Annotated in this window: 12 protein-coding genes and 1 pseudogene; 8 read left to right on the top strand and 5 right to left on the bottom strand. The window is 40.8% G+C overall.

The annotated features are described in order from the left end of the window. The first annotated feature begins 150 nt into the window (after positions 1–150). Entirely contained in the window at positions 151–1,341 is a 1,191-nt protein-coding gene (locus BSO02S_RS13565; RefSeq protein WP_066067970.1) for an alanyl-tRNA editing protein, read from the top strand. 40 nt (positions 1,342–1,381) lie between these two features. Here the strand turns inward: BSO02S_RS13565 and BSO02S_RS13560 are convergent, their stop codons facing one another. From BSO02S_RS13560 to BSO02S_RS13545, 4 genes are all read right to left on the bottom strand, one after another. Further along, complete coding sequence (locus BSO02S_RS13560) at positions 1,382–3,664, bottom strand: glycoside hydrolase family 65 protein (RefSeq protein ID WP_066067968.1); 2,283 nt, start codon at positions 3,662–3,664, stop codon at positions 1,382–1,384. A gap of 20 nt (positions 3,665–3,684) precedes the next feature. Then, entirely contained in the window at positions 3,685–4,518 is an 834-nt protein-coding gene (locus BSO02S_RS13555; protein ID WP_066067967.1) for a carbohydrate ABC transporter permease, read from the bottom strand. Positions 4,519–4,530: 12 nt separating this feature from the next. Beyond that, the gene (locus tag BSO02S_RS13550; protein ID WP_066067964.1) at positions 4,531–5,745 is read right to left on the bottom strand and encodes a carbohydrate ABC transporter permease; all 1,215 of its coding nucleotides are present in this window, start codon (positions 5,743–5,745) and stop codon (positions 4,531–4,533) included. Between the two features lie 275 nt (positions 5,746–6,020). Continuing rightward, entirely contained in the window at positions 6,021–7,286 is a 1,266-nt protein-coding gene (locus tag BSO02S_RS13545) for an extracellular solute-binding protein (RefSeq protein ID WP_066067961.1), read from the bottom strand. 106 nt (positions 7,287–7,392) lie between these two features. Between BSO02S_RS13545 and BSO02S_RS13540 the strand changes: the two genes are divergently transcribed. From BSO02S_RS13540 to BSO02S_RS13530, 4 genes and pseudogenes are all read left to right on the top strand, one after another. Further along, positions 7,393–8,142 carry a helix-turn-helix domain-containing protein gene (locus tag BSO02S_RS13540; protein WP_066067958.1) on the top strand — a complete coding sequence of 250 codons (750 nt, stop codon included), beginning with the start codon at positions 7,393–7,395 and terminating at the stop codon, positions 8,140–8,142. Positions 8,143–8,319: 177 nt separating this feature from the next. Next, the gene (gnd, locus tag BSO02S_RS13535; RefSeq protein WP_066067955.1) at positions 8,320–9,732 is read left to right on the top strand and encodes an NADP-dependent phosphogluconate dehydrogenase; all 1,413 of its coding nucleotides are present in this window, start codon (positions 8,320–8,322) and stop codon (positions 9,730–9,732) included. Positions 9,733–9,766: 34 nt separating this feature from the next. Next, positions 9,767–9,892, top strand: a pseudogene (locus BSO02S_RS27130) (PH domain-containing protein); the annotation flags it as partial. Between the two features lie 534 nt (positions 9,893–10,426). Then, positions 10,427–10,690 (top strand): DUF1871 family protein, encoded by a 264-nt coding sequence (locus BSO02S_RS13530; protein WP_066067950.1) that lies wholly within the window; start codon positions 10,427–10,429, stop codon positions 10,688–10,690. 319 nt (positions 10,691–11,009) lie between these two features. Here the strand turns inward: BSO02S_RS13530 and BSO02S_RS13525 are convergent, their stop codons facing one another. Then, on the bottom strand, positions 11,010–11,234 hold the full coding sequence (locus tag BSO02S_RS13525) for a helix-turn-helix domain-containing protein (RefSeq protein WP_066067947.1): 225 nt from the start codon (positions 11,232–11,234) through the stop codon (positions 11,010–11,012). A gap of 243 nt (positions 11,235–11,477) precedes the next feature. Between BSO02S_RS13525 and yugI the strand changes: the two genes are divergently transcribed. The 3 genes from yugI to BSO02S_RS13510 all read left to right on the top strand — a co-directional run bounded on the left by yugI (position 11,478) and on the right by BSO02S_RS13510 (position 14,552). Continuing rightward, positions 11,478–11,885, top strand: a complete 408-nt coding sequence (gene yugI, locus BSO02S_RS13520) for a S1 domain-containing post-transcriptional regulator GSP13 (RefSeq protein WP_066067944.1) — start codon at positions 11,478–11,480, stop codon at positions 11,883–11,885. Between the two features lie 151 nt (positions 11,886–12,036). Beyond that, on the top strand, positions 12,037–13,236 hold the full coding sequence (locus BSO02S_RS13515; RefSeq protein WP_066067941.1) for an ornithine--oxo-acid transaminase: 1,200 nt from the start codon (positions 12,037–12,039) through the stop codon (positions 13,234–13,236). 32 nt (positions 13,237–13,268) lie between these two features. Next, positions 13,269–14,552, top strand: coding sequence for a Glu/Leu/Phe/Val family dehydrogenase (locus BSO02S_RS13510; RefSeq protein ID WP_066067938.1), 1,284 nt, complete (start codon positions 13,269–13,271; stop codon positions 14,550–14,552). Positions 14,553–14,837 lie beyond the last annotated feature (285 nt).

The raw sequence follows: 14,837 nt of genomic DNA, 5'->3' as shown, positions 1-14,837 counted from the left end.
CCGTGTTTCCTTTATCTCAGTCAAAGCGCTCCAGTCCATACGCCGCTAAACGGGCGCTTGCGCTTTTCTATTTTCTTGATTTATTTCCCCTAATTCCCGACAATAGGTTATATATTATAGTGAAAATTAAATAGGAGTGTGCTATAAACCATGGAAGGAAAACTCTATTATCAAGATGCTTACATACAATCTTTTACGGCACAAGTAGTAAAACAAGAGCAAGATAGGGCTGGAAATTGGTACATTGTTTTGAAACAAACCGCTTTTTACCCAACCGGAGGAGGACAGCCTCATGATCTAGGTACCATTGAGGATCAACAAGTAGTAAACGTAGAAGAAGTCGCAGGAGAAATTCGTCATTATCTTGATCGTCCATTACAAGATTTAGGAAAGGAAGTATCCGGAATAATCAATTGGAAACGACGTTTTGATCATATGCAGCAGCATGCCGGACAGCATATCCTATCAGCAGCCTTTGATCATTTATTCGCTTTCAAAACAGTAAGCTTCCATTTAGGAAATGAGCTGCTAACCATTGATTTGGAAACAGAAAGCCTCACGGAAAAAGAAGCTAAGAAAGCAGAGGAGCTTGCCAACCAGATTATCCTCGAAAACAGGCCAATTGAAACGAAATGGGTGTCAGAAGAAGAATTGTCACAGTATTCACTAAGAAAAGAGACAAAGGTTAAAGAAGACATTCGACTTGTTATTATTCCAGATTTTGATGATAACGGCTGCGGCGGGACACATCCAAAAGCAACCGGTGAGGTCTTCGCCATCAAAATATTAGATTGGGAAAAGCAAAAGAAAAAGACCCGTGTTCAATTTGTGTGCGGAAATCGTGTTATAAAGCAACTGGATCAAAAGCAAAAAGTCCTGCTTGAATTGACTAAACTTCTCAATGCTCCGGAGAAGGAAATGGAACAAGCGACCCAGCGCCTTCTTGAGAATGGAAAAATGGCAGAAAAATTACTTGAGCAACTTCAGGAAAGGCTGCTTCAATATGAAGCAAAGGACTTACTCCAAAAAAGTGAACAGAAAAAACTCATCGGTGAAGTTTTTCAAAATCGGACCATTCAAGAACTGCAAAAGCTGGCCAGACTGATCACTAGTGAAGAGGAAACGGCCATTGTTTTCTTTGTGTCGCAAAATGAAAATCGCTTGCAGCTCGTTTGTGCGAGAGGGGCAGCGGGAATGGAAAATATGAAAAAGGTAATCGCAAATGCTCTTCCGCTTATTAACGGAAAGGGTGGTGGAAGCGACTCCTTTGCCCAGGGCGGAGGCGAAGCGCTGATGTCAGGGGAACAAATGCTGCAGCATTTATTAGAATCAACAAAATAGTTAATAAGCAGAAGACCTCCCGTCAAGGCAGGTCTTCTGCTTATATGATGATCAGTGCCTTTTCTTTTTCAAGGTGGTAGGATTGCTCGAAAACGCTTATTGATAAACCTTCTCCACGGACTAGCTTTATGATGGTCTGTTCCGCAGTTTTTTCAACCTGTAACTTACGGCCTCGGCATTGGATAGAGAATCGATAGCCCTCCCATTTGTCAGGTAAGACAGGGTGAAAGGAAATACCGCTTTCCTTAATGCGAAGTCCAGCAAAACCAAAGACAATCGCTAACCATGTGCCGCCCATGTTCGCCATGTGGAGACCATCCTTTGTATTACCATGGGTATTATCTAAATCCAATCTTGCCGTTTCAATAAAATAATCATAGGCTTTTTGTTTATGCCCAAGCTTTGATGCCATAATACTAAAAACACAGGAGGATAAAGAAGAATCATGTGTGGTTATTTTTTCGTAATAATCGAATGAATTCCTGATGGTTGTTAATTCTTGCTCATCCTCCAGCAAAAAATGTGCCAAGACGGTATCAGCTTGTTTGCAGACCTGGTACCGGTATAATGTAAGCGGATGATAGTGCAAAAGAAGCGGGAAATCTTCTTTCGGTGTATTGTTTAAATCCCATACGGCCTTTTGTAAAAAAGTATCATCTTGAGGGTTAATATCAAGATTCTGATCATAGGGCAAATACATCCGCTCGGCTGCACGCTGCCATGTTCGGATCTCATCTTTAGTCAAACTTATCTTCCTGCTCAAGTTTGAAAGCTGTTCGCCATCTAAAGAGTCCAATAGCTGGTAACATTTCACTGCCCAAATCAAATTGTATTTCGCCATCACATTTGTGTAGTAGTTGTTGTTAACAATGCAGGTGTATTCATCGGGCCCGGTAATAGCGTCAATTTTAAAAGATTCCCCATCAAAATGGCCTGTATCCACCCATAGCCGTGCTGTCTCAAAAAGGACCTCCGCACCGTGTTCCTTCATAAAATTAGAATCCCCGCTAACAAGGGAATACTGGACAAAACTGTAGGCGATATCCGCACTTATATGATACTGAGCCGACCCTGATGGAAAGTAGGAAGAACATTCTGTCCCTGAGATTGTCCGCCAAGGAAATAAAGCTCCTTTCCGATGGCCCATATCCTTTGCATGAAGTTTGGCTTGCTCCAAAATCGAATAACGATAAAGAAGAAGCTTTCGCGCTATATCAGGCTGGGTCATTAAAAAAACAGGGAGGATATAGATTTCTGTATCCCAAAAATAGTGGCCTTCATAGCCTTCTCCAGATAAGCCTTTTGCAGCGATATTGGAAAAACGGTCTTGGCCCGCAGATTGCAAGAGATGAAATAAATTAAATCTAATTCCTTCCTGCAACGAAGAATCTCCGCGAATTTCAATATCTGTATCGCTCCAGAAATCACTAAGATAGCTTTCCTGTTCGATTGAAAATTGAGAGAACCCTTTTTCAGCTAGCTTTGTGTGTAATTGGAGAGCGGAGACAGCTAAACCTTCCCCATGCCGCAATGTATCGACGAAAATACTTTTCTTTTCGAAAGTAGCTTTTCCACTGAAATGAAAAATAAACTCAGATACAACAGAATTCGCATGAAGGTGATTCCTTCTTTTAAAAGAATTCGACAGCTGATAGGACGCAGCACAAGCCGTTTTAAGCATCGTATTTGTCGTTTCACACTCAACATAGGAGACAGCACCTAATTGCTGCACAGCGGTCACCTTTAACAGTTTAGCGTGGCCTGAGGATACGCGCGGGTCGACGGTGTCGACATAATTAGCTACATCTCCATTAACGCTCGAAACAATCCGAATCCTTCCTTGGAAGTTTGTAGATTCCAGCTTTATTTTTTGAAGAAAGGCTTCTTTGTCGAGAAATGAAACTAACCTTTTGAAGGTCAGCTTTATTTCCTTCCCAGATGGTGATCGCCATTCGATTGTTCTCTCAGAAAAGCCTTGATCAAAATGCAAATGTCGTTCAAACGAAAGGACTTCTCCTTCTTCTAAACAAAATCGTTCCTCTTCGTGTTCTTCCCCGAAGAAAATCTCAATCGATTGGGAATCGATGACGTTTAATAGCTTTTGCTGTGTATCTGGAAAGGCATAAAGCTTTTCTCCATAGGGAATTGCTACGCTATCGTGAAAGGCATTTAAGTAGGTGCCGCGGATTGATTGTTGACCTATGGAAAGGCCTTCTTCAAAATTTCCACGTACACCTAAATAACCATTTCCAGTGAAAAATAAACTTTCATCAACTAAAATTTGAGCAGGCTCCATATTGTGGGAACTTATTTTCCAAGACATGTGGTACACCTCGATATTAACTATTCTTTGACCCCGCCGCTCGTTAACCCGGAGACAATTTGTCTTTGGAATAAGAGGACGATAATAAGAGTTGGGATGGTTACAATCGCTGTTGCTGCTGATACTTGTCCCCAAAGGATCTCAAATTGAGTTCTTAAGAAGGAAATGGCAACAGGAACAGTATGATATTCTGGGTTAGGGTTCAATGTGATTGTTAAAAGGAATTCATTCCATGACGCGATAAAGGTAATGATGGCAGTCGTAAATACGCCTGGTGCTGCCAGTGGAAAAATGATTTTAGATAATGTTTGAAAAGTAGTGGCGCCATCCATTTTTGCTGATTCTTCCAGCGCAGTTGGGATTTGGTTGAAATGTGTGACTAAAATCCAAACGGCCATCGGCAAGGTAATCGTTGAATAAGGTAAAACGACAGCGAAGGAGTTTAATAGTTTAAAATGTAAAAATAAGTTATAAACAGGGCCAGTGATAATCATTTGCGGAAACATCGACACTGCGAGTATCAAACCCAAAAGAATATTCTTTCCCCTAAAATGAAACCTGGAAATGGCATAGGCAGAAAAGGTTGCGACCACAATGATATAAATGGTTGTCGTTGTTGCAACAATAAGGCTATTTTTTATCGAGTTTAAGATTCCTTTTTCAAACAGAATGGTTAGATAGTTTTGAAAGGTTGGATTTTCAGGAATAACACGGAAGGCCCCCGTTCCAAATATCTCACCAGATGTTTTAAAGGAGGTGATAAATACCCAGAAGAACGGGAATACCATCGCAAACAAATAACAGATAACGACCACCCCAAAGGTGATCCATAAATTTCGTTTAGAGGTCTGCATAGCTATCCCTCCTTAATTTTTTTCCATCAGGTTCGCACCCAAGAATTTCACAAACAAAATCGCAATAATGGCGACACATACAAACATAAACATTACAATAATCGATCCATAGCCAAAGTTCGTTTGAGCAAACATGACTTTATAGGCGTAAATAGAGAGTGTTTCCGTTTCGCCCCCTGGTCCGCCCCCCGTTAATACATAGATGAGATCAAATACGCGGAAGGCATCTAATGTTCGGAATAATAATGCGACCAAAATGGATGGCTTTAAAAGCGGCAGTGTTATTTTGAAAAACGATTTAACTTTACCCGCTCCATCGATGGAGGCAGCTTCATATAAGGAGTGCGAAATGTTTTGCAAGCCGGCCAGCAATAATAATGCCATATAAGGCGTCGTTTTCCAGACATCCGCTAGTATTGTTGATGCAAAAGCCCCGGGCCCGCTGAGTAAAAGGTTTTGGGATTTATCGACGAGTCCAGCCGCTTCAAAAAAATGGGCGACGATGCCGCTGCTTCCGTTGAAAAGGTAGCTCCACATAAGTGCCGCAACAGCTGTTGGAATGGCCCATGGAATTAATGAGGCCGTTCGAACGATTCCCTGGCCAAACATAGCTTTATTTAATACAAGGGCAAGTCCTAAACCAAGTACAAGTTCAAAAAAGACGGATAATACCGTGAAAGAGAACGTATTCCGGAGGGCAATACCAATCCGATTGTCGGTAAAGACCTGTTTATAACCCTTTAAGCCAATAAAATTGGAAGGAATCACACTATTTTGCAGATCATCCACTAAAGCTGGCAAATCATCTTTATGAATGAGTTCATACTTACTATTAAGGGAATGTACCAATTCCTTCGCAGATTTATGCAAATGTTCAATTTTTGACTTTTCTTGTTTACTGATTTTAATGACACCTTTTTGACCGTTAAATTGTTTATCTGCTGCCATTAAATCTTTCTTTAGCTGGGTAACTTGATTCAGATCTTCTTCACTTTTTATGTTAGCTAAGTCTTCTTCCAAAAACATCGAGACATACATTTGCGTTTCATTAAAAAGGGAGGCATTAAATCTTTCGCTCACATACAATCCAGCTTTTTGCTGGTCATTGAGACGATAATCAAAAAAAGTATAGGTAAAAGATTGGATCACTGGCCATAAGGAGAAAATGCCGATGATCAACAAGGTGGGAAGAACAAAAAGCCACCCCTTAAACCCCATCTTCTGCATTATTATCACCCTCTCTGTTGTCCAATTTATCGGGTTAATTTAAGCAAAACCTTTCATTCTATGAATGAAAAGGGCTCTAATGTTTAAATTAGAGCCCTATTTGAACATTGTTTAGATGATAACTGTCTAGCTCCAGCGCCCAGCGGCTAGTGGATTTCGCTCTTTTCCCTACGATAAGTCAAGCACGGATGCGCTTACGCTCTCCGTGTTTCCTTTATCTCAGTCAAAGCGCTCCAATCCATACGCCGCTATACGGGCGCTTCCGCTTTTCTTTTTTATTCTCCCTTGGCAGCTGCCTCAATTGCTTTGACAGCTTCATCAAGTCCTGCTCCGGAACTTAAATATTTATGGGCTTGAACCTGAATCGTATCCGACGTTTTGGAATACTCAGGTGAAACAGGTCTGGCAATGGTTGTTGTTAACGCTTTTTGGAAGCCTGGGTAGCTAAGCATGACATTTGCAGACTTAACTTCGTCATTATCTAGCAGGGCATTGAATCCAGGTAAATATCCACCTTGGGTAGACATAATTTTTTGACCTTCTTCCCCAGCGGCAAAATTAATAAATTCCCATGCACCGTCAAGCTGTTTCGAGCTTTTATTCACCCCGAGTAACCATCCGCCAACAGAACCGCCGTTAGGAAGTGGAGCAATTCCGACTTGATCAACCGCAACGGTCACGCCATCTTCTTTTCCTTTAATCCGCCCGAATGCATAGGGCCAGTTCCGGGAAAATACAGCATTCCCTTGTTCGAAGTTTGTATGGGTTTCCCCCTCCATATAGTTTAAGAGATCCTTAGGCTCGAATGGTGCCTGCGTAAATTTATACATGGATTCAAGACCAGCTTTTACATTTTCATATGATTTTGTGAATTCTGTTACGTTAACGGTTAATCCTTCATACTGCTTGGATTGATAAACGAATCCGTACTTTGTCTTATTTTTTCCAGTATAGGTTTTTGACATGTTATATAGGTCGTCATATGTGTAGCTCCCGCTTTCAAGCTTAGCAGCATCTTCAGCACTTACAATGTCTTTTCGGAAATAAAGTAAACCTAAGTCTGGGAAGAAAGGAAGCGTATATTGTTTGCCTTTATAATTTCCAGATGCCATCGAGCCAGCATTGAAATCGGTCTTTTTTAAGGCAGTTTTATTCATGTTCACGTCAAGGGGTTCTAAATATCCTGCACCGGCAAATTCACCGGCCCAAACAACGTCCATAGAGAGAACATCGTAATCGGAAGAGCCGCTAGATAAAGAATTTAAGAGCTGATCATGCATCTGAGCGGAGTCATTGGTCATTTGGGTCCACTCGACTTTGTACTTAGCCTGCTTTTGGTTGAAGGCGTCAATCAACTTTTGCGTTGCAGGAGTATTGTCATTTTGGGCTGCGAACTTAACTACAATTTGCTTTTCGCTAGCTTTGTCCTTGTCTGCCGGTTTCGTTTTTTCGGTGCTGGCATCACTGCTGCATCCAGTTAATGCGATGCTTGCCGCAAAGGAAAACGCTAACAATTTAGTGAACAATTTTTTTCTCTGCATTTCTTTATAGCCCCCTTTAAGGTTTATACTTGAATTCTATAGACTAAAAAATTACAATGATATTAAAAAAATGATATTTTTAACATTTTTTTAAGGTGAAATGTGGATGGAAATGAAAAATAACAATAATAAGTATTTCTTTGAAACACGGGCTGAAAATATCCGAAACTTTTACTATCATCCTTCCTTTGCATTAGAGCAGCAACTAATGGATGCTATTATTCGTTGTGATCAAGAAGAGGCCAAAGAGGTCCTTGACCAAATTAATAGTTTGGAAAGAGCGAAGCTCGCAGCCGAACCCATTCGGTCGATAAAGAATTCGCTTATTTGCTCCTGCACATTATTTACACGTGCCATTATTAAAGGCGGGGCGTTGCCTGAGGATGCTTTCAGTTTAAGCGATGTTATGATTCGGCAAATTGAAAAAACAAATACCTTTGCTGACTTGAAAGCACTTGAGTATGAAATGGTTTCATGTTTCATTGATACATTAAAATCAGCTGAACGATTAGAATATAACCATGTGGTAAATCGAGCAATTACATACATTCATCAGGAAATCTTACATGAGATCACCTTAGAAAAAATGGCAGAATTTGCGGGTGTCCACCCCGGCTACCTTTCAAGGATTTTTAAATTATCAGTGGGAATGATTATCCCGGAATACATAAATCGCAAAAAAATTGAAGACTCCAAGTATTTTCTTCTTCACACAAATTCGCGGCTTAGTGAAATTGCGCAAATGTTTGGGTACTGCAATCAAAGCTACTACACCGTTCTCTTCAAAAAGTTTTCGGGGATGACTCCAGGGCAATATAAAAATGCTAATCTATCAAAAGGTAAAGCAGGAACTTAATGATTAGCTTGCCTTAATATTAATAATAATCTTCACACACTTTTTTCATAAAAAGGTGTGTTTTTTTTAAGACTATGTTTGTAACATCTTTTTAAGTATAAAAGTTGTGAGAAATTACCTTTCATTTATAATAAAGCTTAATGAACTTTTTTAAACACCTAGAAGGGATGATTCAAATTGGAAAAACAACAAGTCGGTGTAGTGGGTGTAGGAGTAATGGGGAGGAGTCTGGCATTAAATTTTGAAAGTAAAGGCTTCCCGGTAGCTGTCTATGACCTTTCCGCCGAGAAAGTTAATGAAATCCTCGAACATAATAAAGGAAAAAAAATAGTGGGTACAACGAAGATTGAAGAATTCGTTCAATCGTTAGAAAGCCCGCGGAAAATTTTATTAATGGTCAATGCCGGGGTAATAACGGATAAGGCGATTGAATCGCTGCTGCAGCATTTAGACAAAGGTGATATCCTCATTGATGGAGGAAACAGCTTTTATCAAGATACGATTCGCAGAAATAAGGACCTTGCTGAAAAAGGCATTCTATTTATTGGTGCGGGCGTTTCCGGCGGAGAAGAAGGTGCCCTAAAAGGTCCTGCAATCATGCCAAGCGGGCAAATAGAAGCTTATGAGGCAGTCGCCCCGTTGTTAACGGAAATCTCAGCGAAAGTAAATGGGGAACCATGCTGCACGTATATTGGTCCAAATGGTGCTGGTCATTATGTAAAAATGGTACATAACGGTATTGAATATAGTGATATCCAGTTAATATGTGAGTCCTATCATTTAATGAAAACACTGCTTGGTTTGTCCGCAACGGAGTTTCATGAGGTGTTTAAGGGCTGGAATGAAGGCGAGCTTGATAGCTACTTGATTGAAATCACCGCTGATATTTTTACAAAAATAGATCCGGAAACAGGGAAACCTTTAGTGGATGTTATTTTGGATACAGCCGGACAAAAAGGAACTGGAAAGTGGACAAGTCAGAGTTCACTTGACCTAGGGGTTCCCCTTTCAATTATTACCGAATCCGTCTTTGCCCGTTTCCTTTCGGCAATGAAGGATGAGCGCGTTAAGGCAAGTAAGGTTTTACCCGGTCCATCCACCAATAAATTTATCGGCAGCAAAAAGGATTTTATCGAGCTCATTCGTAAAACCTTGTACTTAAGCAAGATCATCTCCTATGCGCAAGGTTTCGCCCAGCTAAAGGCAGCTTCCGCAGAGTATGATTGGAACTTAAAGCCTGGGGAAATTGCGATGATTTTTCGCGGGGGCTGTATTATCCGTGCTGCCTTCCTGCAAAATATTAAAGATGCCTATGACCGTGATCCAAATTTAGATAATTTATTAATGGATTCCTATTTCAAATCGATTGTGGCTGACTATCAGGATGCAGCTAGAGAAGTGGTTTCGATTGCGATTAAGGCAGGAATACCAGTTCCGGGGCTTTCCAGTGCACTGGCCTATTATGACAGCTACCGCTCGGAGAATCTTCCTGCCAATTTACTGCAAGCCCAACGAGATTATTTCGGTGCCCATACGTACCAAAGAGTGGACCGTGAAGGAACCTTCCACACCAATTGGCTGGAGAAATAAAAAACAAGCCAGACGTGAGTACCACGGCTGCCACTTCGATTTAGAGGCAGAACTAAAGATTTGGATTTCGGGGACCGCCTTGCCAGTGCAGAAGCAATTTAACAAGAGTTTAAACATCTATGGACTACAAAGCGTTCTCGCGGAATATGTGCTTAAATAATAAATAACAATCCAATGCACATGACATTCATAAACTTGAAATGTTGTGTGCATTTTCATTGTTATTTCAAGGTTTGTTTAATGAATAAATAATTAATTGTGTCCGGAAGGGAAAAAAACAGAAGGGGAACTCATCTACTTCGACGTTTCCCAAGATTTTGAGCTAGAAAGTTGAAGTAGAGCGCGTCTACGTGGATGTTTCCAAAAGTTTTGAGCTTGAATGTTGAAGTAGAAGCCCTCTTCTTGATTGTTTCCGCAGATTCCATCCCCGAAAAGTCCATGAAGAAATCCATTATGTCGTTATTTGCTTCATTTACTACATAATTTCGGGTGCTTATGACACATTTTTGGACACTTATGACATCATTTCAGGTATATACTACAAATTTATCGAAACTTACGACATTTCTTGGATAATATTTGGAAATTCCCGCAACTCCCTTATATAAATGACATATTCTCCTTCAATTGTGTAACATCACAACTCTTATGATAAAATACTCTCATCAAATGAAGACTAACAGGAGAAAAAAATATGAGAAAAGAGATTCGTACCAATTTGCAGTATGTGGATTTATTAAATGAATGGGATCCATTTCAATTGAAAAACGGTGGTTATGAAACGGAAATTGCTGATACGATTCAAGCGGTCCATGAACTAAATGATTCATCATTGCTGGCCCAAAGAATCCAAACCATTTATGAATTTTCATTTGAAAAGCTTATTCCAATGGAAAGCTGTTTAAAAATAGCAGAAGAATTACTAGCAATCAAAACGAACGAGTCCTGTTCGATATAAAACCAATATGGCGTTCCACGCCACCATCTACCATGGAAATAAATTCAGAGAACTAGCCCTAGTCACCTAATAAAGGCGGTGTGAGCAGAGCAAGGCTTCCCCATTCATAGCGAAAAACGTATATTTTCTACTTAACTTGCTTTTTGCGCCGCTCCGCCCCTTTTCCATAAAAAAAAGGCGGACAACCATTCATGGTCGTCCACTTCAAAAAGGGGGGAAATACTAGAAAAGCTTATGTGTTAAGTCTTTCCAGCTTTCCCTCCCTTTATACTGTCTGAAAGGAAAAAAAAGCGGTCTATTGCCGCTTTTTTATCATTATTCATGGGTGTGGGGTCTGTAAGAACTTGCTGTGCTCTATTAACTCAGAAGCAGAAATATCTAGAACAGTCGATAACTTTAAGATTGTCTGAGTGCTTGGAAGGGATTCCCCAGATTCGTATTTCTCAATCGTCTGTGTTCCAACTCTGACCTTTTGCGCCAACTCTTTTTGAGACATGTTCAGCATTTCCCGGGCTGTTTTAATGGTTTGGCCGATAGTATTCAACCTGTTCACCTCCGAATAAAAAAAGGATTTTCTTACTATTAGTTTATCACGAAAGATTCGTTTTTCTTCCTTCCTTATTTGAACATTATGTTAAGTTTTTCCGGCAATTTGTTTTCTAAAGAAGGTGCACATTAAATTAATGAAAACCTTTTTTGATTAATACTGTTCTTTGTGATATAATATTATAATGCGTATATCGTATATAAGGGATTATATATAAATCATTTACTTAGGAGTGTTTTTATGACAGAAAAGATTGAAACTGGAAGTATTTTAGCAGGTAAGGTAACAGGAATTCAACCCTATGGAGCATTCGTCGCGCTGGACGATAATACCCAAGGTCTTGTTCATATATCTGAAATCACGCACGGCTATGTTAAAGACATTAACGATCACCTTAAAGTAGGGGATGAAGTTAAAGTTAAAGTATTATCTGTAGATGAAGGTGCTGGAAAAATTGGCCTTTCTATCCGTGCTACAGAAGAAGCACCTGTTCAGCAGGCTGCCGCTGCTAAGGCCAAAAAGCCTCGTAAACGCCAAGCTGCAACGATTATTCCTGAAGCAGATGGACAACAAGGATTTAACACATTAAAAGATAAGCTTCAAGAGTGGATTGACCAATCACAACGTGAAGATTTAATTAAAAAGTAATCCATTTTAAGCCTGGGCCTATGCCCGGGCTTTTTCTTTTTTTTATGATTAGAAAATAAAAAGTTTAGGCGGAAGTATTCATTCTTCCTTCAAGCTCGGCTACAATAGATAATATACATATTTCAACTTTTGAAAGGGAGGAAAACTTTTTATGACAACAAACATCAATACCAATGAGTTGATTGAAAAAACAGAGAAGTATGGGGCTAATAATTATCATCCACTGCCAATTGTCATCTCGCATGCTGAAGGAGTATGGGTGGAAGACCCTGAAGGCAATAAATTCATGGACATGCTCAGTGCTTACTCTGCCGTAAACCAAGGGCATCGTCATCCAAAAATCATTCAAGCCTTAAAGGATCAAGCTGATAAGGTTACCTTAACCTCACGTGCTTTCCATAATGACCAGCTCGGCCCTTGGTATGAAAAGGTAAGTCAATTAACAAATAAAGAAATGGTTCTGCCAATGAACACAGGTGCTGAGGCAGTTGAGACGGCGGTCAAAGCGGCGCGTCGCTGGAGCTATGATGTAAAAGGTGTGGCCGAAAACCAAGCAGAGATCATTGCATGTATCGGAAATTTTCACGGAAGGACAATGACAGCGGTTTCATTGTCGTCTGATGCAGAATATAAGCGCGGATTTGGCCCAATGCTGCCAGGGATAAAACTCATTCCATATGGTGATTTTGAGGCATTAAAAGCAGCAATTACTCCAAATACAGCAGCGTTTTTAATTGAACCAATTCAGGGTGAAGCAGGAATCGTGATTCCTCCTGCCGGCTTTATGAAGGCGGCCTTTGAACTATGTAAGGAAAACAATATTCTGTTTATTGCCGATGAAATTCAGGCTGGTTTGGCGCGGACGGGAAAAATGTTTGCCTGCGAATGGGAAAGTATTGATCCAGACATGTATATTCTTGGTAAAGCATTAGGAGGCGGTGTGTTCCCAATCTCCTGTGTCGTAGCCAATAAAGATATTTTAGGTGTATTTAATCCGGGATCGCATGGGTCTACTTTCGGAGGAAATCCGATGGCATGCGCGGTATCAATTGCATCTTTAGATGTCCTAGTCGATGAAAAACTAGCCGAAAGGTCCTTGGAGTTTGGGGAATATTTTATAAGTAAATTAAAAGAAATAAAAAATCCATTGATTAAAGAAGTACGCGGCCGCGGCTTGTTTATTGGTGTGGAGCTGACAGAAACAGCCCGCCCATATTGTGAACAATTGAAAGACCATGGACTATTGTGTAAGGAAACACATGATACAGTGATTCGTTTTGCACCGCCGCTTGTTATTAGTAAAGAGGAATTAGACTGGGCGATTGAGCGGATTAAAAAAGTTTTAGGATAATGGAAAAAGCGGAAATTATATAGGGGGGCAAAATGGGGACTAATGATGTAACAAATCGTGTAGATGAAAAGGATAAAGAGACATTAAATCTTCTCACATCAACACAGATTGTTATTCATGATGCATTAAAAAAACTAGGCTATAACGAGGAACTGTTTGAATTATTGAAAGAACCTTTGAGAATGGTCCATGTTAGGATTCCCGTTCGTATGGATGACGGTTCTACAAAAGTATTTACAGGTTTCCGGGCCCAGCATAATGATGCAATTGGACCAACAATGGGCGGTGTCCGTTTTCATCCCCGGGTGGATGTTGATGAAGTAAAGGCTTTATCGATGTGGATGAGCATGAAATGCGGGATTGCGGATTTACCCTTTGGGGGAGGAAAGGGCGCTATTCTCTGTAACCCAAGGACGTTGTCTTTTGGTGAACTTGAACGATTAAGCCGTGGCTATGTTCGGGCGATCAGCCAAATTGTCGGACCAACTAAGGATATTCCGGCACCCGATATGTACACTAACTCGCAGATTATGGCCTGGATGCTGGATGAATACAGCCGTTTCCGTAAATACGACTCGCCCGGTTTTATCACAGGAAAACCGCTTGTGCTTGGAGGTTCTGAAGGCCGGGAAAAAGCTGGGGCTGCGGGGGTAACCATTTGCATCGAGGAAGCAGCAAAAAAACGTGGGATTCGAATTCAGGGGGCGCGCATTATTGTCCAAGGCTTTGGAAATGCCGGCAGCTATATCGCAAAGTTTATGCATGAGAGGGGTGCAAAAATCATTGGAATATCCGATGTTTATGGTGCCCTATACAATCCGGATGGATTAAATATTAATTATCTTTTGGACCGCCGCGACAGCTTTGGAACTGTGACATCTCTTTTTGAAGGGGCAATCACCAACAAGGAACTGCTCGAGCACGACTGTGATGTATTGGTGCCAGCCGCCATAGCTAATCAAATCACAGCTGAAAATGCCTCCAACATTAGAGCAAGGATTGTGGTTGAAGCAGCGAATGGCCCAACGACATTGGAGGCCACTAGGATTCTTTCGGAGCGGGGCATTTTGCTCGTTCCTGATGTCCTTGCAGGGGCAGGCGGTGTTACGGTTTCTTATTTTGAATGGGTACAGAATAATCAGGGGTATTACTGGAGTGAAGAGGAAGTAGCCGAACGGCTCCGTAAGAAGCTTGTGAACTCGTTCAATCAGATTTATGATATCTCCCAAAGTCGCAATATTGATATGCGCTTAGCCGCTTATATGGTTGGAGTAGGAAAAATGGCCGAAGCATCTTTATTAAGGGGATGGGTATAATAAAGTTCCTGACATCAATATTGATGCCAGGATTTTTTATATGTCTGTGTTGATTTTATAACTATGTTGATTGGAGCAGAAGGTGCGAGACTCCTGCGGGAGGACGGGGCAGGGGAGACCCCGCAGGCGCTAAAGCGCCGAGGAGGCTCCCCGGACCGCCCTAAGGTGCGCGAAGCACCTGGAGCGCAAATCAATAGACAAATTTAAAACAACCTTATATAAAAACAAATCAGCTTTTTTGCAAAATAACACATTATAAATAATAATGAAGGATGAAAAGGAAGG

Origin of the sequence: Neobacillus soli NBRC 102451, from assembly GCF_001591665.1 — a bacterium.
GTDB classification, from domain to species: domain Bacteria; phylum Bacillota; class Bacilli; order Bacillales; family Cytobacillaceae; genus Neobacillus; species Neobacillus soli.
This window is presented reverse-complemented; position numbering and strand designations above follow the sequence as displayed.

What these genes read in the sequence shown, in the direction of transcription:
- BSO02S_RS13565 (WP_066067970.1), top strand. Translation starts at nt 151, where the DNA reads ATGGAAGGAAAACTCTATTATCAAGATGCTTACATACAATCTTTTACG.
- BSO02S_RS13560 (WP_066067968.1), bottom strand. Translation starts at nt 3,664, where the DNA reads ATGTCTTGGAAAATAAGTTCCCACAATATGGAGCCTGCTCAAATTTTA.
- BSO02S_RS13555 (WP_066067967.1), bottom strand. Translation starts at nt 4,518, where the DNA reads ATGCAGACCTCTAAACGAAATTTATGGATCACCTTTGGGGTGGTCGTT.
- BSO02S_RS13550 (WP_066067964.1), bottom strand. Translation starts at nt 5,745, where the DNA reads ATGCAGAAGATGGGGTTTAAGGGGTGGCTTTTTGTTCTTCCCACCTTG.
- BSO02S_RS13545 (WP_066067961.1), bottom strand. Translation starts at nt 7,286, where the DNA reads ATGCAGAGAAAAAAATTGTTCACTAAATTGTTAGCGTTTTCCTTTGCG.
- BSO02S_RS13540 (WP_066067958.1), top strand. Translation starts at nt 7,393, where the DNA reads ATGGAAATGAAAAATAACAATAATAAGTATTTCTTTGAAACACGGGCT.
- BSO02S_RS13530 (WP_066067950.1), top strand. Translation starts at nt 10,427, where the DNA reads ATGAGAAAAGAGATTCGTACCAATTTGCAGTATGTGGATTTATTAAAT.
- yugI (WP_066067944.1), top strand. Translation starts at nt 11,478, where the DNA reads ATGACAGAAAAGATTGAAACTGGAAGTATTTTAGCAGGTAAGGTAACA.
- BSO02S_RS13515 (WP_066067941.1), top strand. Translation starts at nt 12,037, where the DNA reads ATGACAACAAACATCAATACCAATGAGTTGATTGAAAAAACAGAGAAG.
- BSO02S_RS13510 (WP_066067938.1), top strand. Translation starts at nt 13,269, where the DNA reads ATGGGGACTAATGATGTAACAAATCGTGTAGATGAAAAGGATAAAGAG.